We start from the raw sequence: 24835 nt of genomic DNA, 5'->3' as shown, positions 1-24835 counted from the left end.
GGCGCTCGTCATGAGCGATCCCGCCGACTCTCGACGGGCTCCTTCGTGCGCCGCAGCGAGAAGCGCTTCTGGCGCGGGTCGAAGGCGTCGCGCAGGCCGTCGCCGACGAAGTTGATGAGCAGCGCGAGAAGCACGATGAAGGTCGCGGGCCACCAGAACAGCCACGGTCGCGTCTGGAACGCGGACTGGTTGTCCGAGATGATGAAGCCGAGCGACACATCCGGCGGGCGCACACCGAGGCCGAGATAGCTCAGGGCCGTCTCGAGCAGGATGGCCGCCGCCGCCAGCAGTGTCGCCGCGACGATCACGACGCCGATCGCGTTGGGCAGGATGTGCTTGAAGATGATGCGGGCATCGCTGGCGCCCGCGACCCGTGCCGCCTCGACGAATTCGCGTTCGCGCAGCGTGAGGAACTCGCCCCGCACGAGACGCGCGATTGTCATCCAGGACACCATCGCGAGAAAGAACGCGAGCGGCCAGACACCGAGGCCCCCCGTCGCGCGGCCGACGACGGCGCCGATGACGAGCACGGGGATGACGATGAAGACGTCGGTGATCCGCATGAGGATCGAGTCGACGATGCCGCGGTAGTAGCCCGCGATCGCACCGATGACCGTGCCGACGATCGTGCCGACGATCGAGATGACGAACATCACCACGATCGAGTTCTGGATGCCGCGCATCGTCATCGCGAAGTAGTCGATGCCGATGCGGTCCTGCCCGAAAGGGTGCTCGCCGAGCGAGATGCCGGCGCCGCCGAGCCAGTGCGGGATGAGCGAGATCGTCGGGGCGCCGCCGTTCTGCTGCGCGTTGAGCGTCGTGTAGTTGTGGTGCCACCAGCCCGGGATGGGGCCCATGCCGATCGCAGAGATCGAGAACACCACGATGAACAGGAACAGGATGCCGGAGACCACCGATACCCGGTTTGCGAAGAAGCGACGCAGGATGAGCCGTCCCTGGCTCACTCCCACCGTGTCCTCATCGTGCGGTGGGGCGTGCGGGGTCGGCGGTTCGGGCAGAATCTGCTGGCTCATCGGATGACCTCCCAGGAGGAGCGGTTCTCGGCGATCATGCGGCCACCCGCACTCGAGGATCGAGCGCCGCGTAGGCGAGGTCGGCGAGGAAGTTGAAGACGATCGCGGTGATCGCGATGACGAGGAAGTAGCCCATGACCGGGTTGACGTCCACGCGTTGGATGCCCAGCACGAACAGCGAGCCCATGCCGCTGATCGCGAAGACCCGTTCAGTGATGACGGCGCCGCCCAACAGCGCGCCGACGTCGGTCGCGATGAGGGTGACGATGGGGATCAGCATGTTGCGCAGGGCGTGCCGCATGACGACGGTGCGCTCGGGCAGACCCTTGGCACGAGCCGTGCGGATGTAGTCCTGGTTCATCACTTCGAGCAGGCCCGCGCGGGCGTACCGCGTGTAGCCCGCGAAAGAGATCAGCAGCAGGGCGACGGTCGGCAGCAGCAGATGGGTGAAGCTGTCGATGCCCGTCAACCAGACGTCGCCGGAGAAGCCGGGCGTGCTCGCGCCGACGGTCGCGATGGGGCGGCCGTTGATGCGCGGGTTGGCCATGTACTCAGGCCACGACTGCATGTAGCGGTCGAGCACGACGAAGGCGCTCGAGATGAAGGCGACGATGCCGCCGATGCGGGCCGCCATGCCCCGGTCGGGCCCACCCAGAAGCAGCCCCGATCCGATGCCGACGCCGAGCGCGAGCAGTCCGAGGATGATGAGGGTGCCGAGCGTCGACACGTCGAACAGGCCCTGCAGAGTGAAGTAGCAGACGTAGGCGATCGCGCCGTTGAGCGCGGCGATCATGAGGGCGCGGCGGTTCTCGAGGCCCGCCAGCAGCGCCGTGGTCAGGACGACCGTTCCGCCGATGAGCAGAAAGAGGCCCACGGGGCCGAGTCCGGGCTGGCGGAACCAATCCGAGATGTCGAAGTAGATGAGGAGAGCGGCCGTGACACCACCGGAGGCGACGGCGATGACGACGCGGCGACGCACCGGGCCCCCGATCATCGCCTGCCAGACGACGGCGCTGACGATGGAGACGAGCACGATGACCAAGGGTGGGATGGTCGTCGCCGATTGCAGGAAGTTGTTGAATCCGATCGCGAGGAATTCCTTGAGCAGCACCGCGATGAGGAACGAGGGCAGCGAGTACAGGAAGAAGCTCAGCAGGGTGACACTGAAGTCGAAGCCGCTGTACTGGCGCAAGGCGGTGACGATGCCGACGGCGACCCCGAGCACGATGGCGATGAGGAAGGCGGCGGTCACGAGCTGCAGCGTCGACGCCATGGCCGGCGGCAGGATGTCGGTGACGGCGGCGTTCGAGATCGTCATCCCGAGGTCACACGTGCCGACGAACGGGATGAGGCACTGGGCCGCGCCGCCGAGCCACAGGAAGTAGCGCAGCACAGGAGGCACATCCAGATCGAGCGCGTTGACCCGCGCCGCGATGAGCTGATCCCGGTTGGGCGCGTTGCTTCCCTCGAGATCCTGCAGCGGGTTGCCGGAGTTCGCCGCGAGCACGTACATCAAGAAGGATGCCGCGAGCAGTACGAGGATCGAGACGGCGATGCGCCTGAGGACGAATCCCACCATGGGGTGCCCAGTCTCCTTCGATCAGGTCGAGGCGGCCAGGCCGCTCCGACGGGCTGTGTCATGCGACGGCTGAGGCGCCGGAGCCGTAGAAGACTCCGGCGCCTCGCTGTTGTCACACGGGTGTCATGCCCGGGGCATCAGCCCGCGAGCGTCCACTCCTGCGCGTTCCAGACGATACCCGTCTGGCCGCCGAAGTGCTCGATACCGGTGACCGAGCCGTTGTCGGCGAACAGACCCGGCAGCTGGAACAGAGGCAGACCGTAGAAGTCGGCCGCGGTGGCGGCGTCGATCTCGATCTTGATCTCCGTCAGGCGATCGTCGTCCAGCGTGACCTGGCTCTCGTCCGCCAGAGCGTTGACCTCGGCGTTGTTGTAGTTGTTGTAGTTACCGCCCCCGCCGTTCTTGAAGATCTGCGGAAGTGCGGCGTTGCCGGCACCGGGCGAGATCCAACCGAAGATGGACGCGTCGTAGCTGCCGCTGCCCAGGAGCGAGCTCCAGTCGGGCGAGCCGGCGTCCTCGATCACGAAGCCCGCCTCCTGAGCCGACTGCTGGATGGCGCGGAAGCTGTCGACACGGTTGGGGTTGTTGGTGTTGTAGAGGATGCGCACTGTCGGCGTCGCGCCTGCGAGGAGCTCCTTGGCGCCCTCGATGTCCGGCTCGTCGTACGCGTCGTAGCCACTGGCTGCGACGGCGTCGGCGTAGGCGGCATCCGTGGGCAGGAAGATCTGCGAGTTGAGCACACCGGCGTCGGGGTTGACGGGGGTGATGATCGATTCGAGGATCTGCTGACGCGGGATCGTCTTCATGAACGCCTCGCGCACGTTCGCGTCAGCGAACACGCCCGTGAAGTTCAGGTCGAGGTGGTCGTACGACAGCTGGTCGCCCGCGTGGATCGTGGCGCCGGCGTTGTCGAGTGCCGTCAGCGTGTCAGCCGAGGCCTGCGGGTAGATCGCGTTGACCTCACCGTTCTGAAGGGCCGTGACCTGCGCGTTCGAGTCGCCGATGAAGCGCATGATGAGCTGGTCGTACGAGGGCGCCAGGTCACCGGTGTACTCCGGGTTCTTCTCGAGCGTGATGCTCGACTCCGGAACGAAGTCGGTCACGATGAACGGTCCGCTCGCGACGAGGAGGCTCTCGTCGGTCGGCATGGCCGTCACGTCGTAGCCCGTGTTCCAGAAGTCGGCGGCCGCCTTCAGGACGGGGTTCGGGTCGACGGGAGCGTCGACGTCACCCTGAGGCATCTCTTCGATGGTCGAGATGAACTCCTCGAGCGACACACCGGCCTTCTCGGCGAGCACGTGAGCGGGCTTGCCGATCGGGTTGATCAGCTCCCAGTCGACGTAGGGGGTGTCGTAGGTGATCGTCATCGACAGGTTGTCGTCGCCGATCTCGGGGTACGAGGTCGTGTCCAGGCCCGCCGTGCTGCCGGCGAGCGAGAAGTACTGCGTGCCGCCGTTGGTGACATCGCCCGTCGCGGGGTCGATGATGGCGTCGTTGAAGTACCCCGAGTTGACGACCCAGCTCACGAGCATGTCGTCAGCGGTGATCGGCTCGCCGTCGGACCACTTCAGGCCCTCCTTGAGGGTGTACTGCACGGTCAGCGGGTCTTCCGAGATCCGCTCGTACGTGCCGAAGCCTTCGTTCTTGAGCAGGCTGTAGTCCTGGTCCAGACGGACGAATCCGCCGAGGCCGAGACCGCCGCTGACACCGGTCAGATAACCGACCATGCCGTTGGTGTCGAGGTTCGCCTCGGGGGTGTCGCCATTGAACGAGGTAAACGCGTTGGTGGTCGCGATCGTGATCGTGCCGCCCTGGGTTTCGGGGGTCTCGTCGTTGTTGCCACCGCCGTCGGTGGTGCAGCCGGCGAGCACGAGAGCCGCGATCGCGACCGCACCCCCGACCGCCACGGCGCGAGAGCGCCGGATCTGAATAGTCACATTTCCTCCTGTGCAAGGTTGAGTGCCCGGTATGTGAAACCCGGACACGGACACGGACACAGTAAGCACGCCTCGGGACCCCCGCAAACGGGCTGTGGAAACCGTTACAGATCCTTGACTCCGCGTAACCGCGGTGTGACATTCTTGACAAGGTGCACACCGATCGCCCCGTCAAGATGCTCGGTGGGGGTCCGCGGCGAACGCGGACGAAGTGGGAGATCGGGCTCGTCCTGGCCATCACTGTCGGGCAGTCCGCCGTGTATTCGGTGCTCTCCCTCGTGCGGGCCCTCCTGCGCCCGACTCCGATCGGGGATCAGCAGACGCAGCTGAACCCGGCGCGTGACGAGGTGGCGATCTGGGACGCCGTCTATCAGCTGCTGTCCGTGTTCTTCGGCCTCTGTCTCGTGGCGTTGGTCGTGTTCCTGCTGTGGGAACCCGGCACGAACGCGCTGCGGCGGATCGGGCTCGATTTCCGGCGCTTCGGCGGCGACCTGGGCCGTGGCCTCCTGCTCGCGGCCCTCATCGGTGTGCCGGGCCTGGCGCTCTATGCGATCGGCCGCGCACTGGGCATCACGATGCAGGTGCAGGCGTCGCCGCTGGATGCCGCGTGGTGGACGGTTCCGCTCCTCGTGCTGGCCGCGGTGCGAGCGGGACTGACCGAAGAGGTCATCTTCGTGGCCTACCTGTTCGATCGCCTGCGGCGCCTGGGGTGGGGCTGGTGGACGATCATCCTCGCGACCGCCGCCCTGCGTGCGGGGTATCACGCCTACCAGGGTTTCGGCGCGATCATCGGCAACTTCGTCATGGGCATCGTGTTCGGCTGGTGCTACCGCCGCTGGGGTCGCGTCATGCCGCTCGTCATCGCCCACACCGTCATCGACATCGTGGCCTTCGTCGGCTATCCGCTCGCGGTCGTCCTCTGGCCCGCCCTCTTCGCCTGACCGCGGCCCCGGCGCACCTCGCCGGTGAAACGGCGAACGGCGCGCCGAGACCGCGGGTGACCCCACGGTCTCGGGGCGCCGTTGGCGTATCGGCCGGGTGGCGTCAGGCGAAGGCCTCGATCGGCGGGCAGGCGCACACGAGGTTGCGGTCGCCGTACGCCTGGTCGATGCGGTGCACGGGAGGCCAGTACTTCGTGCGCACGAGAGATCGCACGGGGTAGACCGCCTCGGCACGCGTGTACGGGTGCGTCCACTCCCCCTCGATCACCGACGCCGCCGTGTGCGGCGCATTCACGAGCGGGTTGTCCTCTGCGGGCCAACGACCCGCCGCGACCGCGTCGGCCTCGGCCTTGATCGCGATCATGGCCTCGATGAACCGCTCGATCTCGGCGAGGTCTTCGGACTCCGTCGGCTCGACCATGAGGGTCCCCGCGACGGGGAACGACATCGTCGGCGCGTGGAAGCCGTAGTCGATCAGCCGCTTCGCGACGTCGTCGACCGTGATGCCGGTCGCTTCGCGCAGAGGCCGCAGGTCGAGGATGCACTCGTGCGCGACGAGTCCGCCCTCGCCCGTGTAGAGCACGGGGAAGTGCTCGCGCAGGCGCGCGGCGATGTAGTTCGCCGACAGGACGGCAGCCGCCGTCGCCTCGCGCAGCCCTGCTGCGCCCATCATGCGCACGTAGGCCCACGAGATCGGGAGGATGCCGGCCGAGCCCTGCGGCGCAGCCGAGATCGGACCGCCGTCGAAGACGAACCCACCGGCGTGGTCCTTGCGCTGCGAGAACGGATGCGACGGCAGATACGGCGCGAGATGCGCCTTGGCTGCGACCGGCCCGACACCGGGACCTCCCCCGCCGTGCGGGATCGCGAACGTCTTGTGCAGGTTGAGGTGCGACACGTCGCCGCCGAGGTCGCCGAACCGGGCGAACCCGAGCAGCGCGTTGAGGTTGGCCCCGTCGACGTAGACCTGTCCGCCCGCGTCGTGCACGGCCTGCGTGATCTCGAGCACATCGTGCTCGTACACCCCGTGCGTCGAGGGGTACGTGATCATGAGCGCCGACAGCTCGTCGGCGTGCGCGGCGATCTTGGCGCGCAGATCCGCGAGGTCGACGTTGCCCGCCTCGTCGCACGCGACGACGACGACCTTCATGCCGGCGAGGACCGCGGAGGCCGCGTTGGTGCCGTGCGCCGACGACGGGATGAGGCACACCGTGCGCTCGGTGTCGCCGTGCGCGCGGTGATAGGCGCGGATCGCCATGAGCCCGGCAAGCTCGCCCTGCGACCCCGCGTTGGGCTGCAGTGAGACGGCGTCGTACCCCGTCACCTCGGCCAGCCACGTCTCGAGCTGCTCGATGAGCGCGAGATAGCCGCGCACGTCGGCTTCGGGAGCGAACGGATGCACGCGCGCGAACTCCGGCCACGAGATCGCAGCCATCTCCGTCGCGGCGTTGAGCTTCATGGTGCACGATCCGAGCGGGATCATGCCGCGATCCAGCGCGTAGTCGCGGTCGGCGAGCTGCTTGAGGTACCGCATCATCGCCGTCTCGGAGCGGTGCGATGAGAAGACGGGATGCGTCAGGTACTCGTCATCGCGCAGGAGCGAGGCCGGCACTGCGGACAGGGGCGCCGCATCCGCGAACGGCACGGCGCGCTCGCCCTGCTCGCCCGCTCCCAGGAACTCCCCCTCGGGCAGGCCGAACGCCCACGCGACGGCCGCGAGGTCTTCGTCGGTCGTCGTCTCGTCGACCGAGATGCCGATCGTCGCGTCGTCGGCCCAGAACAGCTGGTACCCCCGCTCGCGTGCGCGATCGATGACGCGGCGCGACGGTCCCGGCGTGACGACGCGGATCGTGTCGAAGAACGAGTCGGACCGCACCGAGAGACCGTACGAACGCAGCCGCTCCGCGAGGGCCTCGGCCTTCTTCGCGACGTCCGTCGCGATCGCCTTGAGCCCGTCGGGTCCGTGGTAGACGGCGTACATCGCGGCCATGACGGCCAACAGCACCTGTGCCGTGCAGATGTTCGACGTCGCCTTCTCGCGCCGGATGTGCTGTTCCCGGGTCTGCAGCGACAGGCGGTACGCGGGCTGACCCGCGGCATCCACCGACACGCCTACGAGGCGCCCGGGCAGCTGACGCTCGAGACCCGACCGCACGGCCATGTAGCCCGCATGCGGGCCCCCGAAGCCGAGCGGCACGCCGAAGCGCTGCGTCGTGCCGACGGCGACATCGGCTCCGAGCGAACCGGGCGAGCGCAGCAGCGTGAGCGCGAGCAGGTCGGCGGCGACGACGACCAGTCCGCCGGCGACGTGCGCCGCGTCGATGACTCCCGACGGGTCCCACACGCGACCGGATGCACCGGGGTACTGCACGAACGCACCGAAGAGGTCGTCAGGCAGCGCCGCGCCGTCGGCGAGCGCGAGCTCGACGAGTTCGACGCCGACAGCGCCGGCACGCGCGCGCAGGAGCGCCTTCGTCTGCGGCAGGGCGTCCGCGTCGACGACGAAGACGTGGGAGCGCGACTTCGATGCGCGCCGGGCGAGCAGCATCCCCTCGACGACGGCGGTCGACTCGTCGAGCATCGACGCGTTGGCCGTCGCGAGGCCCGTGAGGTCGGTCACCATCGTCTGGAAGTTGATGAGCGCCTCGAGGCGACCCTGCGAGATCTCGGGCTGGTAGGGCGTGTAGGCCGTGTACCACGACGGGTTCTCGAGCACGTTGCGCGTGATGACCGACGGCGTGAAGGTGTCGTAATAGCCGAGCCCGATCATGGGCCGGGCGGCGCGGTTCTGCGACGCGAGCCCTCGCAGCTCGGCGAGGGCCTGGGCCTCGGTCGCCGCCGCGGGGATGTCGCTCGTCTCGCGCGGTGAGACGTGGATGGATGCCGGGACGGCGGTCTGCACGAGAGCCTCGAGCGAGTCGTACCCGAGCTCGTCGAGCATGGCTCGCTGCGCCGCGGCATCCGTTCCGACATGCCTCGCCGCGAACGCGCCCGTCATTCGGCGCCGCCTGTGAGAGCGACGTAGGCCTCACGGTCGAGCAGGCCGTCGGTCGTCGGCGCGGCGACGCGGATCTTCAGCAGCCAGCCCGCGCCGTAGGGGTCGGAGTTGACCAGCGACGGGTCATCGACGACGGCCTGATTGGCCTCGACGATCTCGCCGGTGAGCGGAGCGTAGAGCTCGCCAACCGACTTCGTCGACTCGATCTCGCCGACGATCGTGCCGCCTTGGACGGCGGAGCCCTGGTCGGGCAGTTCGACGAAGACGACGTCGCCGAGCTTCTCGGCGGCGTAGTCGGTGATGCCGACCGTCGCAAGATCCCCGTCCAGGGCGATCCACTCGTGCTCGGCGGTGTACTGGAGGCTGTTGATGTCGGTCACGAGTTTCTCCGATAGAAGGGCAGGGCGGTGACGGTCGCGGGGATGCGGGTTCCGCGCACGTCGATGGACAGTTCGGTTCCGGGCTCGCTCACGCCGGGCGCGACGTACGCCATGGCGATCGGATACCCGAGGGTGGGGCTGAGTGCGCCCGAGGTGATCTCGCCGACGGGCGCGTCGCCGTGCAACACGGCATAGCCGGCGCGGCCCGCGCGACGCCCCTCTGAGACGAGCCCGACGAGCACGGGGGCAGCCGAGGCGACGACGCTCTCGAGCGCCGAGCGGCCCACGAAATCAGCGGCCTTGGTCTTCAGGGGCACGACGCGCCCCAGGCCGGCCTGTGCCGGCACGACGTCCAGCGTCAGCTCGTGGCCGTAGAGCGGCATCCCCGCTTCGAGGCGCAGGGTGTCGCGCGCCGCCAGACCGGCGGGAACGAGGCCGAGGGGCTCGCCGGCGGCAACGAGCGCATCCCACAGGGCGCCCGCGTCGGACGCGGCGACGCTCAGCTCGAAGCCGTCCTCGCCCGTGTAGCCCGTGCGGCTGACGAGAACCGTGCCGGAACCGAATCGCATGGCCATCGCGGTGTAATACGGCAGCGATTCGAGCGTGTGGCCGAGCGCGACGGCGTCATCGTGGACGAGGCCTGCCGTCGTGCGCAGGATCTGCTGTGCGTGCGGGCCCTGGACGGCGATGAGCGCGTCGTCGGTCTCGAGGATCTCGACGTCGAACCCCTCGCGGCGGTCCTGCAGCGCGGCGCGCACGGCGTCGCGGTTGCCCGCGTTGGCCACGAGCAGCAACTCTTCGGGCGCGGTGCGCGTCACGATGAGGTCGTCGACGATGCCGCCCGTCGGGGCGAGCACCATCGTGTACTTCGCCTTCGACAGCGCGAGCTTGGTCGGGTCGAACGCGAGCGCGTACGCGAGGAAGTCCTCGCGGCCGGGCCCCGTCACACGGAACTGCGCCATGTGCGAGATGTCGAAGATCCCGGCCGCCGAGCGCACGGCATGGTGCTCGGCGAGATCGGACGTGTAGCGGACGGGCATCGACCATCCGCCGAAATCCGTGAAGGTCGCTCCGAGCGCCTCGTGGCGCCCTCGGAGCGGAGTCGAGCGTAGGTCTGACATGAGTTCTCCCGTCGAACTGTCGGGCGGACGCCGTCCACCGACGTCCAGGGAACTCCCCCTCTGTCATGGGCCTGAGAGCTTCGCCGGCGGGGCCGGTTTTCTCCTTCGGCGGATGCGTGCCAGGCAGCACGCGCGCATCACTCTCCAGAGCGGCCGGACGTGAGCGGTACGCGGACCTGAGAGATTGGCGGGGAGGCTTGCTCCTTCGGTGCCCGCTCCGTCGCCGGATCGGGGCTCTCCCGCACACGTCATGCGGCCTGTCTTCAATTACCTCGACAGCATAGCGGCCTCACCCGACACACCTGCCCGATGAGACGGCCGTGGCGTAGTCGGGTGCGGCCTCGGCGACCGGGGCGAGCTCGGCCATCGTCATGGCGTAGCCGCGCGTGTCATCGCCCTCGGCGCGCGCGAACACGACCCCCGCGACCTCGCCGCCGGCGGTGAGGAGCGGTCCGCCGGAGTTTCCCGGCCGCACGCTGGCCTGCAGCGCGTACACCTCGCGGGGCGTGAGCCCTTCGTCGTGGATGTCGGCGACCGGCACGGTGCCGACCGACAGCACGCTCGCGGGGTTCGACGTGAAGGGCCCGCCGTGCGGGTATCCCTGCACGGCGGCGGCCGCGCCCGGGGCGAGAGTCGGCGAGCGCGGCAGCGCCTCCGCACCGAGGTCGTCGACGGCGATGACGGCCAGGTCGTCGACCGGGTCGAAGTAGACGATCCGGCCCTCTCGCGCCGCCTGGCCGGGAAGTTCCACGATGGGCACGTCGACGCCCGCGACGACGTGCGCGTTCGTCACGACGCGATCGGGCGCGACGACGAAGCCGCTGCCGGTCGCACTGATCCCGCACGAGTAGGCCGTGCCCGAGACGCGGGCCACGGATGCCGCTGCCCGCTGCAGCGCCGGATCGTCGAGAGCGACCGGTGGAGCCGGCTGCGCGACTCCGGGACCGAGCAGGTCGCCCAGACGCGGCAGGCCGTCATCGAGCACGGTGGATCGCAGCTCGGCCAGCGCCGCGTCGACGGGCGCGGGGGTCAGTGCGTCGAGTGCCTGCAGCACGCGCGAGGACGCGACCGCGGTGGAGATGCCCGGAATGCCGACGGCCGACACCGCGGGGGTCACGAGCACGAGCGCGAGGCCGGCCACCACGACGCTCGCCACGCCACCGAGGAAGCGTTCGATGCCGCGCAGCTTGAGCCGGTCGGTGCCCGAGCGCAGCGCCGAGCCGATCGCCGACCCGACGACGGCGCCGACGATGAGCAGGCCGACGACCGAGCCCAGCACGGCGACACCGCGCCACGCCGAGGACGGCACCCAGGCGCTCACGAGCGGGGTGAGCCAGAACGCGGCGATGCCGCCCGCGACGAGCCCCGCGAGGGTTCCGACGCTCGCGAAGAAACCGCGCCGCACGCCGCCGACCAGCGCCGCGACGAGCAGCACGACGAGCACGATGTCGACGATGATCACAGGCGTCCCCTCTCTGCGCACCAGCGTAAACACCTCGTCTGACAGAGCGCCGGTTTGCGTTCGTGTCACCGTGACTCTAAGATCGCACCGGAAGTTAGGGTCATGATGACACGAACACGAGAGACCACAGGTCCCGCGACCTCGGGCGTCACCGACGACGCGACGCGCGTCGCCGTCTCGACCGTCATCTTCACGCTTCGCCGACCGCCCGGTGACGGCCACCCGTCGCTGGCGCTGCCGCTCGTGCGCCGCACGCGGGACCCCTATGCCGGCCTGTGGGCTCTTCCCGGGGGCTGGCTCGACGTCACGGAGAGCCTGGATGCCGCCGCATCACGCACTCTCGCAGAGACCACGGGACTGGCGCCGAGCTATCTCGAGCAGCTGTACGCGTTCGGCGCCGTCGACCGCTCCCCGAGCCGCGTCGTCTCGATCGTCTACTGGGCGCTGCTGCGCGCCGACGACGCCGCGACAGGACTCGTCGACCCCGCCGTGCACGACCCCGAGAACGTCGGCTGGTTCGACGCTGCTTCCCTCCCCCCGCTGGCATTCGACCACAGCGAGATCATCGACTATGCCCTGTGGCGGCTGCGCAACAAGGTCGGCTACAGCCGCATCGCGCACGGCCTGCTCGCCGACGAATTCACCCTCGCCGAGCTGCGCGAGGTCTACGAGTCGATCCTCGACCGGCGTCTGGATCCCGCGAACTTCCGACGCCAGGTCGAGAACTCCGGCACGCTGCTGCCGACCGACCGCTTTCGCACCGGCAGCCACCGCCCCGCCCGGCTGTACCGCTACAACCGAGACGTCGAGCTGACCGATCGCGGTCCGCTCGGTGCTCGCGACTGACCCGACCCGAACGGACACCCGACATGCCCGCCGTCAACATCACCCTGCAGCCGCGTCGCGAGCTCGACGCATCTGTCGATCACCTCATCCAGGACATCGTCTCGGGCACCTCGAGCGGTGACACGTGCAGCACGGACCTCGCCGCCGGCCCGTGGTCGTTCGATGACCGACCGGGTTACGGCCCCGGCTCGTCGATGGGCGATGTCATCCCGACGGGCGCGCCGCGCCAGGGCGAGCTGCCCGCGCAGTACCGCGAGGCGTCCGACGACGAGCTGCACTCCCGCATCCGCGCCGCGAAGCAGGCGCTCGGCGACCGCGTCGTCGTGCTGGGTCACTTCTACCAGCGCGAAGAGGTCGTCCGTCACGCCGACTACGTGGGCGACTCGTTCCAGCTCGCAGGCGCCGCCCTGGAGCATCCCGAAGCAGAGGCGATCGTCTTCTGCGGCGTGCACTTCATGGCCGAGACCGCCGACCTGCTGTCGCGCCCCGAGCAGGCCGTCATCCTGCCGAACCTCGCCGCGGGATGCTCGATGGCGGACATGGCCGACATCGACCAGGTCGAGGAGTGCTGGGAGCAGCTCTCAGACGTCTACGGCGACCTCGAGGCGGTCGACGACGAAGGCCGGGTGCCGGTCATCCCCGTCACGTATATGAACTCGTCGGCGGCGATCAAGGGATTCGTCGGGCGCCACGGCGGCATCGTATGCACGTCATCGAACGCGCGGACGGTGCTGGAGTGGGCGTTCGCGCGCGGGCGCCGCGTGCTGTTCTTCCCCGATCAGCACCTCGGCCGCAACACCGCCAAGGCGATGGGCGTTCCTCTGGAGCAGATGCCGATGTGGAATCCGCGCAAGCCTCTCGGCGGCTCATCCGTCGACGAGCTCGAGGAGGCCCGGGTGATCCTGTGGCACGGCTTCTGCTCGGTGCACCGCCGGTTCACCGTCGACCAGATCGACCAGGCGCGCGCCGAGCACCCGGGGGTCCGCGTGATCGTGCACCCCGAGTGCCCCATGGAGGTCGTCGACGCGGCCGACGAAGCCGGCTCGACCGACTACATCCGGCGCGCGATCGAAGCAGCGACGACGCCGACGACCTTCGCGATCGGCACCGAGGTCAACCTCGTGCAGCGCCTCGCCGCCGCCAACCCGCAGCATGAGATCTTCTGCCTCGACCCGGTCATCTGCCCGTGCTCGACGATGTACCGCATCCACCCCGGGTACCTCGCATGGGTGCTCGAGGGACTCGTCGCCGGTGAGGTCGTCAACCGGATCACCGTCCCCGCCGACGTCGCCGATCCCGCTCGCATCTCCCTCGAGCGGATGCTGGCGGCCAAACCCCCGGCCCGATGACCCACGACCATCCCGCCGCCCGCGCGACTCGGACGGCCGAAGGGTCGCCGCACGTCATCGTGGTCGGCAGCGGCATCGCCGGGCTCACGGCCGCGGAGCGCGCCGCCGCCCACGGCTGCCGTGTCACCCTCGTGACGAAAGACGAGCTCGAGCACGCCAACACGCGCTTCGCACAGGGGGGCATCGCGGGGGTCATGTTCGACGACGACCGCGTCGAGGACCACATCGCCGACACACTCACCGCGGGAGCCGGACTGTGCGACCCCGTCGCCGTGCGGGTGCTCGTCGAAGAGGGCCCGGCGCGCATCCGAGAACTGATCGCGGCCGGCGTCGTGTTCGACCGCGGCGACGACGGCGTCTTCGTCAAGGGCCTCGAGGCGGCGCACTCGTATCCGCGCATCCTGCATGCGGGCGGGGATGCCACGGGCACAGCGATCGAGTCGGCCCTCGTCGCGCGGCTGCGCGGCACCGACGTCCGCGTGGTCGAGCACGCCTTCCTGGTCGACCTCGTCGTCGAGTCCGGGCGTGTGCGCGGGGTCGAGCTGCTCGTCGGCAGCGCGTCGCCGCCCCCCCGACGCGATGTCCTCGCAGCGGACGCCGTCGTGCTCGCGACCGGCGGGGCGGGCTGCCTGTATGCGCACACGACCAACCCTCCGGTCGCAACCGGCGACGGGATCGCGGCGGCGCTGCGCGCGGGCGCCCTCGTGGACGACCTGGAGTTCTTCCAGTTCCACCCCACCGTGATCGGCGGTGCCGACGCGTTCCTGATCTCCGAGGCGGTGCGCGGCGAGGGCGCCACCCTCATCGATGAAGACGGCAGGCGCTTCGCCTTCGACGCGCACCCTCGAGGCGAGCTCGCACCGCGGGATGTCGTCGCGCGGGCGATCGCGCGACGGATGGACGGGCAGGGCGGCCGACCGGTCTTCCTCGATGCGACGCACCTGCACTCGGTGGATCCAGAGGCGCGGGCGGCATTCCTCGCGCGACGGTTCCCGACGATCGACGCCGCGCTGCGTGCGCGCGGCATCGACTGGGCGCGGACGCCCGTTCCCGTGACCCCGGCCGCGCACTACCTGATGGGCGGAGTCACGACCGACCTCTTCGGGCGCACCTCGATCCCCGCGCTCTACGCCGTCGGCGAGGTCGCCCGCACCGGAGTCCACGGCGCCAACCGCCTCGCCTCGAACTCGCTCCTCGAGGGTGCCGTCTTCGGCGCGCGTGTCGCCGACGCCGTCCACAGCGACGCGGCATCGGGCGCGTGGCCGCGTGCGTCGCAGGCGCGCTCCGCGAGGACCCGCTCCGCGCCCGCGCACCCCGAGACCGGAGAACCCCGCGCCGCGCAGCCGTTCTCGCGCACGGCTCTTCAGCGACTCATGTGGGAGTGCGCGGGACTCGCGCGCACGGCGGACGGTCTCGGACGCGCCTCCGCCGTCCTCGCGACGTGGAGCGGCGAGCGCCGCACACCCGACACCGTCGCCGACTTCGAAGACGAGAATCTGCTCGTCGTGGGTTCGGCGCTCGTCGAGGCGGCCATGGACCGCAGCGAGTCGGTCGGAGCGCACTTCCGCGCCGACGCCGACCCCCCGAGCACCCCAGCGATCAGCACGTCCGCGCTGATCGACGTACCCCACCTGCAGGAGGCCGTTCCGTGTTGAGCCCCGTCACGATCAACCGCGTCGTCGCCGCCGCGCTGGAGGAGGACGCGCCGTGGGGAGACCTCACGAGCCAGACCCTCATCACCGAAGCCGCGACGGCCCGCGCCGACCTCGTCGCCCGCGAGGCCGGTCTCTTCAGCGGCGGCGACGTCTTCGCCGCCGCCTTCACCCTCACCGACCCCCGCATCCAGGTGCAGCTCGTCGTCGAAGATGGCGAGTGGTTCGAGCCGGGCGCCGTGCTCGCCGTCGTGACGGGCCCCGCCCGCGGCGTGCTGCAGGCCGAGCGCATCGGACTCAACTTCGTGCAGCGCATGTCCGGCATCGCGACCCTGACCGGCCGCTACGTCGCCGAAGTCGCGCACACGGGGGCCCGCATCGCCGATACGCGGAAGACGACGCCCGGGCTGCGCGCTTTCGAGCGCAAGGCCGTGCGCGACGGCGGCGGTCGCAACCACCGGGCCTCGCTCTCGGACGCCGTCATGGCAAAGGACAACCACCTCGCGATGCTCGGCGGCTCGGTCACCGACGCCCTCCGCGCCGCCAAGGACCTACTCCCCCACACGACGCACATCGAGGTCGAGGTCGACCGCCTCGACCAGATCGAACCCGTGCTCGCGGCGGACATCGGCACGATCATGCTCGACAACTTCTCGCTCGACGACCTGCGTACGGGTGTCGCACGCGTCGCGGGCCGCGCGACGGTCGAGGCCTCGGGCGGCGTCGACCTCGGTACGGTGCGCGCCATCGCCGAGACCGGAGTCGACGTCATCTCGGTCGGCGCCCTCACCCACTCGGCGCGCGCGCTCGATCTAGGGCTGGACGTGCGCATGGACGCGCCCTGACCGTGCACTACCTCGACAACGCCGCGACGACGCCGGTGCGCCGGGAGGTCCTCGAGGCGATGGTGCCGCACCTCACGCACGGATACGGCAACCCGTCGAGTCACCACACGGTCGGCGAGGCCGCCGCCGACGCCCTCGCCGACGCCCGTCGCCGGGTTGCGCGGGTGCTCGGGATGCGGGCCTCGGACGTCGTCTTCACCTCGGGCGGCACCGAGGCCAACAACCTCGCGATCAAGGGCATCACGCTCGCCGCCGCCGGGCGACACATCGTCACGACGCCCATTGAGCACGAATCGGTGCTCGAATCGGTCCGGTATCTCGAGCGCCTGCACGGCGTCGAGACGACCCTGGTACCGGTCGATGACACGGCACGTCTCTCGCCCGAGTCGCTGGCCGCGGCCCTGCGCGACGACACGGCGCTCGTGACCGTGGGCTACGCCAACAACGAGGTAGGCACGGTGCAGGATGTCGCGTCCCTCGCCGCCGTCGCGCGCTCGCGGGGCGTCCCGATCCATCTCGATGCCGTCCAGGCCGCCGGATGGCTGCCCTTGGATGACACGGGCGCCGACGCCCTCTCGATCGCGGGGCACAAACTCGGCGCGCCGAAGGGCATCGGCGCTCTCGCGGTGCGCGGGCGCATCCCCCTCGAGCCGCTTCTTCACGGCGGCGGTCAGGAGGGCGGGCGCCGCAGCGGCACTCAGGATGTCGCGGGCGCCGTCGGATTGGCCACGGCGCTCGAGCTCGCTGAGGCTGAGCGACTCGAATCGGCCGCACGGGTGCAGGCCCTGCGCGACGCGTTCATCGCCGCCGTCCTCGCGAGCATCCCCTCGGCACGTCTCACGGGGCATCCCGTGCACCGCCTCGCGGGCACGGCGAGCTTCACCTTCGCGGGCACGAGCGGCGAAACCGTCCTGCTCGAACTCGAACGGCGCGGCATCGTGAGCTCGAGCGGCTCGGCGTGCGCGGCCGGCAGCGACGAGCCCTCGCACGTGCTCGTCGCGCTCGGCATCGCCCCACCGCTCGCGCAGACGGCCGTGCGCATCACATTCCCGCGCGACGCGCGGCTCGATCCGCGGCAGCTCGCGGCCGACGTGGCGGCATCCGTCGCGGCAGTAGCATCGACCGGGTGAACTCCGCCGCCGTCACGGTCATCGTCCCGGGCTTCGACGTCGCACCGTATGCGCGCGCGGCGATCGACTCGCTCTCGGCACAGTCCCGCGGCGACTGGACCGCCGTGCTCGTCGACGACGGATCGGCGGATGCGACAGGCGCGATCTTCGACGCGGCCGCGGCGACCGATCCGCGCTTCCAGGTCGTTCACCACCCTCGGCGCGCCGGCCTCGGCGCAGCCCGGAACACAGGCCTGGACCTCGTTCGCACGCCGTTCGTCGGCTTCCTCGACGCCGACGATGTGATGATGCCCGACGCGCTCGACCGGCTCGTCGGCACGCTCGAGCGGACGGGCAGCGACCTCGCGGCGGGCGCGTACGTGCGGCTGCGCCCCGACGGCGCGGGCGGGTACGCACCCGATCCCGTGCAGCCTTGGGTGGCCGCGGCGACCGACCCCGCCCGCGAAGGAACGAGCCTCGCCGCGCATCCCGCGGCATCGGGCAACATCGTCGCCTGGTCGAAGGTGACGCGCGCCGAGATGTGGAACGACCTGCGCTTCCCCGAGGCCCAGGCGTACGAGGACCAGATCGTCGCGCAGCTGCTGTACACCCGGGCGCGGGCGTTCGATGTCGTGCCCGACGTCGTCGTGCAGTGGCGCGAGCGCGCCGACGGCACCTCGATCACGCAGCGAAAGGGTGCGCTCCCGGTGCTGCGCGACTACCTCGCGGCACTCGCGGGCGGAATCGACGTGCTGAATGCCGCGGGCCGGCCGGCGGCTGCCGCTGCGCGCATCGTCCTCATCCTCGCTATGGATCTGCCGCCGCTCGTGCGCATCGCGGCCGGCCACCCCGACGCCGAGTATCGGCGCGAGCTCGGGGCGTTCGTCCGTCAGGTCGCGATGCGCACGACGACCGTCCCCGCCGACGTCGCACCCGCTCTGGCCTGGGCGGCCTAGAGATCGGGAGCCCGGTCGGCGCGGCGTTCGGGAAGCGCTGCGGGCGGGTCGGACTCCTCGGCCTCGAGAATGCGGGATGCCGCCATCTGCTCGGCGGCGAGCTCGCTGTAGAGTCCCCCGGCCGCGAGCAGCTGGGTGTGCGTGCCCGACTCGACGATGCGCCCCGCCTCGACGACGTGGATGACGTCGGCGGCGATGACGGTCGACAGTCGATGCGCGACCGTCAGGGTCGTGCGTCCGCGGGCCGCGGCATCCAACGCCTCTTGCACGACCCTCTCGGACACGGTGTCCAGAGCCGACGTGGCTTCGTCCAGCAGCAGCACGGGCGGGTCCTTGAGTAGCACACGAGCGATCGCGATGCGCTGCTTCTCGCCGCCCGAGAGCCGGTAGCCGCGCTCGCCGACGACCGTGTCGTACCCGGCCTCGAACCCCTCGATGATGTGGTGGATGTTCGCCGCCCGGCACGCCGCCTCGAGTTCGGCGTGGGTCGCGTCGGGCTTGGCGTAGCGCAGGTTCTCGGCGATCGTCGCGTGGAAGAGGTAGGTCTCCTGCGACACGATGCCGACGTCGTCGATGATCGACTCCTGCCGCAGCCGACGCACGTCGGCGCCCGCGAAGAGCACCTCTCCGCCGGATGCCTCGTACATGCGCGGCGTCAGGTAGAGGATCGTGGTTTTTCCCGCTCCCGACGGCCCCACGAAGGCGACGTGCTGTCCTGGTTCGGCTGTGAAGGAGACACCGCCGAGTGTCGGACGGGCATCGGCGGCGGCATCCGGATAGCGGAACACGACATCACGGAACTCGATCCGGCCCGGCGGCCCCGGCGCGTCGGCGACAGAGATGGCATCGGGTGCGTCGCGGATGGCCGGCACGAGGTCGAGGTACTCGAAGATGCGGGCGAACAGGGCGCGCGAGGTCTGCAGGTCGAGCGCGACCCGCATGAGCCCCATGAGCGGCTGCAGCAGCCTCGCCTGCACCGTCGTGAAGGCGACGACGGTGCCCGCCGTGATGAGGTCTGTGCCGCCGGTGATGATGTAGCCCGACGCGAGGTAGATGACAGCAGGAACACTCGCCATGAGCACCTGCACGACGGCGAAGAACCCCTGGCCGCTCATGGCGCGCCGCACCTGCAGCACGACCTGGTTGCGGTTCTCATCGGCGTAGCGGGCGGACTCCGTGCGCTGCCGGTTGAACGACTTCGACAACAGGATGCCCGAGACGCTCAGGGTCTCCTGCGTGATGGCCGACAGCTCGGACAGCGACTCCTGCGTCTCGCCCGCGATGCGCGCGCGCACCTGACCGACGCGGCGCTGCACGACGATGAGGAACGGCATGAGCACGACCGCGATGATCGTGAGGCGCCAGTCGATCAGGATCATCGCGACGAGCGAGGCGATGACCGTGACGACATTGCCCAGGATGCTCGTGACGGTGTTGGTGAGCACCCCCGCGACCCCGCCGACGTCGTTCTGCAGCCGCGACTGGATGACGCCGGTCTTGGTGCGTGTGAAGAAGCCGAGCTCCATCGACTGCAGATGCTCGAACAGGCGCACCCGCAGATCGCCCGTCACGGCATTGCCCACGGTCGAGGTGAGCCAGGTCTGCACGACGCCCAGGCCCGCGGAGAGCAGGAAGAGCCCCACCATGATGAGCACGAGGCGCCACAGCAGCCCCAGCTCGGGGGCGCCGCCGTCGAGCGGGAAGAGCGCGTCGTCGAAGATGCGCTGCACGATGAGCGGCGGGACGACGGCGACCGCGGCACCGACGACGACGAGGATCGCGGTGACGATGATGCGGCCCCGGTACGGCCGGAAGAGCGCCACGATGCGGCGCCGGAGGTTCTCGACGCGCGGCGCCTGCGCGTTGATCTTCTTCTGCGCCGCGAAATCGAGGGGGCGGCCACCGCCACCCCTGCCGCCCATACTCATGAGCGCCAGCCTAACCAGGGGATGCCACGGCCCCGGCTAGGCTTGCGGCATGACTTCGACCCCCGAGAACCCCCACACCGACGGCGAAGACCTCGCGGAGCTGCGCGAAGAGATCGACCAGCTCAAGGCGATCCCCGAGGAGGAGCTCATCAGCCCCACTCCGTCGATCCCCGAAGAGATCGAGCCGGTGCCGCACCCGACGAACGCGATCGGCAGCGAGCAGTGGGACAAGCCCGTCGAAGACGAGTCCCTCGAGCAGGACTGACCCTCGGCGATCCTGATCGGCGCCGCGTGGGCGCCGATCAGGACGACGCCGCGCGGGGCTGCTCGCGCCTCAGTGGTGGATGAAGGCCTTCAGCGCGACCAGCACGAGGCCGAACGCCGCCGTGATGAGCGCGCTCACGGCCCGGGACCACACGTGCCTCGTCCAGCGCGAGACGGCGAACCAGCCCAGCAGGCCGAGAAGCACGGTGTCGACGATCAGTGCCGTCCAGATGGCGGTGTCGTCTTCGAATACATGCCAGACGCCCAGCAGCAGGATGACCAGCGGCGGCACAGCGGCCACCAGCATCCCGAGCGAATGCAACGCTGAAGCGCGCAGGCTCGGGAAGAATCCGGCGACCCCGTCGGTCGCGGCGAGGCGAGCGAGGGTGCCGGCGTAGATGTGCGCCGCGTAGAAGACGATCACGGTCACGACGACAGTGATGAGTGCGTTGAGCGAAGTGCCGACGAGGCTGTTGCTGACGACGATCATCCCCGAGACGAGGATGAGCCCGTAGACGGCCTCTTCGGACTGCATGACCCGCGCTACGGCGGGACGAAGCAGTCGACGGTCGGTCACGACCGGACGTGCGACGGCGCTGTCGTCAGTTGCTGCCACAGCTGCTGCCGCCGCAGCAGCTGCCGCCGTCGGTCTCCGACACCGTCAGCAGGTTCTTGTCTTCCGGCACAGCGGTCGTGGGCGTGGTGAGGGGCGAAGTCGTCATGGCGTCCATGCTACCCACGGGCGCCCGGTCCCGGATCGCACTCGCGCGTTGCCACGTGTCGTGCGGGGGCGCAACCCCCTCCGGCCCTCACGGTCGCGTGCCTACCGTGGACGCACACCCACCGACACGAAGGAGACATCATGCCCCGCATCGCAGGCAAGAAGATCGCGTTCCTGCTGACGGACGGTTACGAGGACAGCGAGCTCACCTCTCCCTGGGAAGCAGTGACGACCGAAGGCGGCCAGGCGACGCTCGTCTCGCCCGCCGACGGCCCGGTCTCAGGCAAGAACGGCCACGAACAGCCGGTCGATCTCTCGGCCGCCGACGCCGACGCCTCGGACTTCGACGCTCTCGTGCTCCCCGGCGGAGTCGTGAACGCCGACCACCTGCGCATGGACGAGGACTCCGTCTCGCTGACGCGCGCATTCTTCGAGCAGCACAAGCCCGTCGCCGTCATCTGCCACGGCGCCTGGATCCTGATCGAGGCGGGCGTGGTCGACGGCCGCACGATCACGAGCTATCCGAGCCTGAAGACCGACCTGCGAAACGCCGGCGCCCAGTGGGTCGACGAAGAGGTCGCGGTCGACAACGGCCTCGTCTCGAGCCGCACACCCGATGACCTTCCCGCTTTCAACGCGAAGCTCGTCGAAGAGATCGCGGAGGGCACGCACGAGGGCCAGACGGCCTGACCCCTCACGCGAGCTGTTTGCGCAGGTACACCTCGGCGATGCCCCCACCCTGGTCGACGCGCTCGGACTCGACGTAGCCGAGGCGTTCGTAGAGGCGCAGGTTGGCTTCGCTCAGCGAGCCGGTGAAGAGCTCGGCCGCGCGGCATCCGACCTCGCGGCCGCGCTCTTCGACGGCCTCGAGCACGGCAGAGCCGACTCCCCCACCCTGCACGTCGGGGGCGATCGCGATCCGCCCGACCAGCAGAAGGTCTCCGTCGGCACGCGCCCGGGCCGCGCCGATGAGGCGCGTGCCGGCGACGGCGACGCAGCCGAGGTTGTCGTCGAGCTCGGCGGTCAGCTCCTCCAGCGTCTGCGTCAACGCGGGCATGTTCGGGTCGCCGTAGACGAGTGCCTCCTGAACGAACGCTGCGCGCTGCAACGTCAGCACCTCGCCGGCGTCGGAGGTCTCCATCGGGCGGATGCGGAAGGTCGTCATGCCCCGATCGTAGGTGCCGCGTGGTGCGGCGGATGCGACCGCTCCAGCGCAGAACCCTCGACATCGACGTTCGGGAGGATCCGGTCGAGCCAGCTCGGCAGCCACCACGCCGACCGGCCGAGCAGGTGCATGACAGCCGGGATCAGCACGAGCCGCACGACGAACGCGTCCAGCAGCACGCCGATTGCAAGGCCGAAGCCCATCGATTTGATGATGGTCGACTCCGACGTGATGAAGCCCGAGAAGACGGCGATCATGATGAGTCCCGCCGCGATCACGACGCTCCGACCGGCCCGGAAGCCCTGCGCCACGGCGAGCCGGGCGGGCGAGCCGTGCACATACGCCTCTCGCATCCCCGTGGCCAGGAACAGCTGGTAGTCCATCGCGAGACCGAAGAGGATCCCGACGAGGATGACGGGCAGGAAGCTCAGCACGGGACCCGTGCTGTGGATGCCGAACAGCTCTGCGCCCCACCCCCATTGGAACACCGCCGTGATGGCGCCGAACGTCGCGAACAGCGACAGGATGAACCCGCCCGTCGCGATGAGGGGCACCAGGAGCGAGCGGAACACCATGATCATGATGAGGAACGACAGTCCCACCACGACCGTGAGGTAGAGCGGCAGCACGTCCTGCAGCGACTCCGAGATGTCGATGTTGATGGCGGCCTGGCCCGCGACGCCGAGGGGCTCACCGTCGACGTCGAGTGCGCGCAGGTCCCGCACGAGGGCGTCGGTCGACAAGCTGGTCGGCCCCTCTTGCGGCACCACCTGGAACGCCGCGAGTCGACCGTCGTCTGAGACGGCGATCGGCGCGACGGCGACGACGTCGTCCTGATCGGCGAGAAGAGTGCCGATCTCGAGCTGGCGCTCGAGGACCTCGTCGTCGCTGAGGTCTGCAGGAAGCACGGCTGTCACCAGGAGCGGACCGTTGGCCCCCTCGCCGAACGCGGCCTCGGTCGCGGTGTACGCGCGGTAGGCGCTCGAGCCCGCGGGCTCGGACCCGCCGTCGGGCAGCCCGAGCCGCATGGACAGCGCAGGCACCGCCACGATGAGAAGCGCGACGACCGCGACGAGCGAGGTGAGGACGGCGCGCATGGGCGACATCGTCCGGATGGGCGCGACGGCGGCGTCTGCCGTACCGACGCGGGCACGCGCGCGCCGCGATAGCAGGCGCTCGCCGGCGAGGCCGAGCAGCGCCGGGGTGAGGCTGATCGCGATGAGCACGGCGATCGCGACGCTCACACCGCCGACGGTTCCCATGAGGCCCAGGAACGGGATGCCCGTGACATTGAGCGCGAACAGCGCGATGACGACCGTGGCGCCGGCGAAGACGACCGCGTTGCCGGCTGTGCCGTTCGCGAGCGCGATCGAATCCGTGGTCTCGACCCCCTGCAGCAGCTGCTTGCGATGGCGATGGATGATGAAGAGCGAATAGTCGATGCCGACCGCGAGGCCCAGCATGACGCCGAGCACGGGCGTCACCGAAGCCATCTGCACGGCGCCAGAGAACGCCAGTGTCGACAGCGCCCCGATCCCGACGCCGACGATCGCCGTGACGATCGGGAACGACGCGGCCAAGAGAGATCCCAGCATGACGATGAGCACGATCGCCGCGATCGCGACGCCGACGATCTCGCCCACGCCGAGGATCTCCGGCACGCCCTGTGAGATGTCGGTCGAGAACGACACGTCGACGCCCTCGATCGGTTCGGACTCGAAGTGCTCGATGACGCCCTGCTTCGATTCCTCCTGCAGTTCGAGCCGCGGCTCTGAGAACGAGACGTTGACGAGTGCCGTCGAGCCGTCCTCCGACACGACGCGGATCCCGTCGGCGAGCGCGAGCAGCGCGGCTCCGCGCTCGAGCTGCGTCTCGGCGGTATCGAGGTCGGCACGGCCGCTGTCGATCTTCTCCTGCTCTGCGTTCAGCGCCGCACGCTGCTCGTCGAGAAGCTGCTGCTGCGCATCCAGCTGCGTCGTGGGCAGGCCCGCGGCCTCGATCTGAGCACGGCCCGCGTCGAGCTGAGCCTGCGCGTCATCCAGCTGGACCGCAGCGGCGTCGAGCTGAGCCTGACCCGCATCGAGCTGCATACGTCCGTCGGCGATCTCGTGCCGGCCTTCGGCGATCTGGGCGACGCGGTCGGCGCGCTCCTGCTCGGTGGCGAACGGGTCGATGACGTCCGTGACATCGGTGAGGCTACGAGCCGAGGCGACGAGGTCGCTGATCTGGGCGCGCTGATCGTCGGTGAGTTCAGAGCCGTCCTGGGTCGCGAACACGACCGTTCCCGTCGCCCCGCCGTAATCCGGCAGTCGGTCTTCGAGCTCTTCCAGCACGGCACCCGATGCCGTGCCCGGGACATCGAAGCTCGAGCTCAAGCCCTTGAACCCGACGAGGAAACCACCGGCCGCGAGGGCGATGATGACCAGCCACGCGGTGATGACGGTCCACGCGCGGCGGGACGCGAACGCCCCCAATCGATACAGCAGTTCAGCCACGCGGCATCCTCTCACCCAGTCCCCCGATGATACGGACCGTATGCCTCTTCGAG

General features: G+C 69.7%; 20 protein-coding genes and 2 riboswitches. Of the genes, 9 read left to right on the top strand and 11 right to left on the bottom strand.

The window, feature by feature from the left end:
* Positions 1-8: 8 nt before the first annotated feature.
* From AC25YV_RS11395 to AC25YV_RS11385, 3 genes are all read right to left on the bottom strand, one after another.
* The gene (locus tag AC25YV_RS11395; RefSeq protein ID WP_488123958.1) at positions 9-1034 is read right to left on the bottom strand and encodes an ABC transporter permease; all 1026 of its coding nucleotides are present in this window, start codon (positions 1032-1034) and stop codon (positions 9-11) included.
* 34 nt (positions 1035-1068) lie between these two features.
* On the bottom strand, positions 1069-2613 hold the full coding sequence (locus AC25YV_RS11390) for an ABC transporter permease (protein ID WP_488123957.1): 1545 nt from the start codon (positions 2611-2613) through the stop codon (positions 1069-1071).
* A gap of 137 nt (positions 2614-2750) precedes the next feature.
* Positions 2751-4550 carry an ABC transporter family substrate-binding protein gene (locus AC25YV_RS11385; protein ID WP_488123956.1) on the bottom strand — a complete coding sequence of 600 codons (1800 nt, stop codon included), beginning with the start codon at positions 4548-4550 and terminating at the stop codon, positions 2751-2753.
* A gap of 176 nt (positions 4551-4726) precedes the next feature.
* Here AC25YV_RS11385 and AC25YV_RS11380 point away from each other — a divergent pair, with 176 nt between their 5' ends.
* Entirely contained in the window at positions 4727-5491 is a 765-nt protein-coding gene (locus tag AC25YV_RS11380) for a CPBP family intramembrane glutamic endopeptidase (protein ID WP_488124047.1), read from the top strand.
* A gap of 103 nt (positions 5492-5594) precedes the next feature.
* Here AC25YV_RS11380 and gcvP read toward each other — a convergent pair whose 3' ends face one another.
* The 4 genes from gcvP to AC25YV_RS11360 form a co-directional block, all read right to left on the bottom strand.
* A complete protein-coding gene (gcvP, locus tag AC25YV_RS11375) occupies positions 5595-8489 on the bottom strand; it encodes an aminomethyl-transferring glycine dehydrogenase (RefSeq protein ID WP_488123955.1) in 2895 nt (964 codons plus the stop codon).
* Positions 8486-8869 carry a glycine cleavage system protein GcvH gene (gcvH, locus tag AC25YV_RS11370; RefSeq protein WP_488123954.1) on the bottom strand — a complete coding sequence of 128 codons (384 nt, stop codon included), beginning with the start codon at positions 8867-8869 and terminating at the stop codon, positions 8486-8488. The genes gcvP and gcvH overlap by 4 nt, the downstream gene beginning before the upstream one ends.
* Positions 8866-9990 (bottom strand): glycine cleavage system aminomethyltransferase GcvT, encoded by a 1125-nt coding sequence (gcvT, locus tag AC25YV_RS11365; protein ID WP_488123953.1) that lies wholly within the window; start codon positions 9988-9990, stop codon positions 8866-8868. Before gcvT ends, gcvH begins: the two co-directional genes overlap by 4 nt.
* 53 nt (positions 9991-10043) lie before the next feature.
* Positions 10044-10143, bottom strand: a riboswitch (glycine riboswitch).
* 1 nt (position 10144) lies between these two features.
* Positions 10145-10242, bottom strand: a riboswitch (glycine riboswitch).
* Positions 10243-10279: 37 nt separating this feature from the next.
* Complete coding sequence (locus AC25YV_RS11360) at positions 10280-11452, bottom strand: MarP family serine protease (RefSeq protein WP_488123952.1); 1173 nt, start codon at positions 11450-11452, stop codon at positions 10280-10282.
* 105 nt (positions 11453-11557) lie between these two features.
* Between AC25YV_RS11360 and AC25YV_RS11355 the strand changes: the two genes are divergently transcribed.
* Genes AC25YV_RS11355 through AC25YV_RS11330 form a run of 6 tightly spaced genes read left to right on the top strand, consistent with a single transcriptional unit; the run spans position 11558 to position 18209 of the window.
* Positions 11558-12298 carry an NUDIX hydrolase gene (locus tag AC25YV_RS11355; protein ID WP_488123951.1) on the top strand — a complete coding sequence of 247 codons (741 nt, stop codon included), beginning with the start codon at positions 11558-11560 and terminating at the stop codon, positions 12296-12298.
* 23 nt (positions 12299-12321) lie between these two features.
* Positions 12322-13647, top strand: coding sequence for a quinolinate synthase NadA (gene nadA / locus AC25YV_RS11350; RefSeq protein ID WP_488123950.1), 1326 nt, complete (start codon positions 12322-12324; stop codon positions 13645-13647).
* Entirely contained in the window at positions 13644-15302 is a 1659-nt protein-coding gene (nadB, locus tag AC25YV_RS11345; protein WP_488123949.1) for an L-aspartate oxidase, read from the top strand. Before nadA ends, nadB begins: the two co-directional genes overlap by 4 nt.
* A complete protein-coding gene (gene nadC, locus AC25YV_RS11340; protein ID WP_488123948.1) occupies positions 15296-16144 on the top strand; it encodes a carboxylating nicotinate-nucleotide diphosphorylase in 849 nt (282 codons plus the stop codon). The genes nadB and nadC overlap by 7 nt, the downstream gene beginning before the upstream one ends.
* A gap of 2 nt (positions 16145-16146) precedes the next feature.
* Positions 16147-17274 (top strand): cysteine desulfurase family protein, encoded by a 1128-nt coding sequence (locus AC25YV_RS11335; RefSeq protein WP_488123947.1) that lies wholly within the window; start codon positions 16147-16149, stop codon positions 17272-17274.
* Entirely contained in the window at positions 17271-18209 is a 939-nt protein-coding gene (locus AC25YV_RS11330; RefSeq protein ID WP_488123946.1) for a glycosyltransferase family 2 protein, read from the top strand. The genes AC25YV_RS11335 and AC25YV_RS11330 overlap by 4 nt, the downstream gene beginning before the upstream one ends.
* On the opposite strand, the gene AC25YV_RS11325 is transcribed toward AC25YV_RS11330, so the two are convergent.
* Entirely contained in the window at positions 18206-20131 is a 1926-nt protein-coding gene (locus tag AC25YV_RS11325) for an ABC transporter ATP-binding protein (protein ID WP_488124046.1), read from the bottom strand. The genes AC25YV_RS11330 and AC25YV_RS11325 overlap by 4 nt on opposite strands.
* 55 nt (positions 20132-20186) lie before the next feature.
* Here AC25YV_RS11325 and AC25YV_RS11320 point away from each other — a divergent pair, with 55 nt between their 5' ends.
* The gene (locus AC25YV_RS11320) at positions 20187-20402 is read left to right on the top strand and encodes a hypothetical protein (RefSeq protein ID WP_488123945.1); all 216 of its coding nucleotides are present in this window, start codon (positions 20187-20189) and stop codon (positions 20400-20402) included.
* Between the two features lie 69 nt (positions 20403-20471).
* Here AC25YV_RS11320 and AC25YV_RS11315 read toward each other — a convergent pair whose 3' ends face one another.
* Positions 20472-21017, bottom strand: coding sequence for a hypothetical protein (locus tag AC25YV_RS11315; RefSeq protein ID WP_488123944.1), 546 nt, complete (start codon positions 21015-21017; stop codon positions 20472-20474).
* A gap of 246 nt (positions 21018-21263) precedes the next feature.
* Here AC25YV_RS11315 and AC25YV_RS11310 point away from each other — a divergent pair, with 246 nt between their 5' ends.
* The gene (locus AC25YV_RS11310) at positions 21264-21812 is read left to right on the top strand and encodes a type 1 glutamine amidotransferase domain-containing protein (protein WP_488123943.1); all 549 of its coding nucleotides are present in this window, start codon (positions 21264-21266) and stop codon (positions 21810-21812) included.
* Between the two features lie 4 nt (positions 21813-21816).
* Here the strand turns inward: AC25YV_RS11310 and AC25YV_RS11305 are convergent, their stop codons facing one another.
* On the bottom strand, positions 21817-22287 hold the full coding sequence (locus AC25YV_RS11305; RefSeq protein ID WP_488123942.1) for a GNAT family N-acetyltransferase: 471 nt from the start codon (positions 22285-22287) through the stop codon (positions 21817-21819).
* Positions 22284-24782, bottom strand: a complete 2499-nt coding sequence (locus AC25YV_RS11300) for an MMPL family transporter (RefSeq protein ID WP_488123941.1) — start codon at positions 24780-24782, stop codon at positions 22284-22286. Before AC25YV_RS11300 ends, AC25YV_RS11305 begins: the two co-directional genes overlap by 4 nt.
* Between the last annotated feature and the right edge of the window lie 53 nt (positions 24783-24835).

Source organism: Microbacterium sp. Y832 (assembly GCF_057669765.1).
This window is presented reverse-complemented; position numbering and strand designations above follow the sequence as displayed.

Coding starts and splice junctions, on each gene's coding strand:
- AC25YV_RS11395 (WP_488123958.1), bottom strand. CDS start 1,034: ATGAGCCAGCAGATTCTGCCCGAACCGCCGACCCCGCACGCCCCACCG.
- AC25YV_RS11390 (WP_488123957.1), bottom strand. CDS start 2,613: ATGGTGGGATTCGTCCTCAGGCGCATCGCCGTCTCGATCCTCGTACTG.
- AC25YV_RS11380 (WP_488124047.1), top strand. CDS start 4,727: ATGCTCGGTGGGGGTCCGCGGCGAACGCGGACGAAGTGGGAGATCGGG.
- gcvP (WP_488123955.1), bottom strand. CDS start 8,489: ATGACGGGCGCGTTCGCGGCGAGGCATGTCGGAACGGATGCCGCGGCG.
- gcvT (WP_488123953.1), bottom strand. CDS start 9,990: ATGTCAGACCTACGCTCGACTCCGCTCCGAGGGCGCCACGAGGCGCTC.
- AC25YV_RS11355 (WP_488123951.1), top strand. CDS start 11,558: ATGACACGAACACGAGAGACCACAGGTCCCGCGACCTCGGGCGTCACC.
- nadA (WP_488123950.1), top strand. CDS start 12,322: ATGCCCGCCGTCAACATCACCCTGCAGCCGCGTCGCGAGCTCGACGCA.
- nadB (WP_488123949.1), top strand. CDS start 13,644: ATGACCCACGACCATCCCGCCGCCCGCGCGACTCGGACGGCCGAAGGG.
- AC25YV_RS11325 (WP_488124046.1), bottom strand. CDS start 20,131: ATGGGCGGCAGGGGTGGCGGTGGCCGCCCCCTCGATTTCGCGGCGCAG.
- AC25YV_RS11320 (WP_488123945.1), top strand. CDS start 20,187: ATGACTTCGACCCCCGAGAACCCCCACACCGACGGCGAAGACCTCGCG.
- AC25YV_RS11310 (WP_488123943.1), top strand. CDS start 21,264: ATGCCCCGCATCGCAGGCAAGAAGATCGCGTTCCTGCTGACGGACGGT.
- AC25YV_RS11305 (WP_488123942.1), bottom strand. CDS start 22,287: ATGACGACCTTCCGCATCCGCCCGATGGAGACCTCCGACGCCGGCGAG.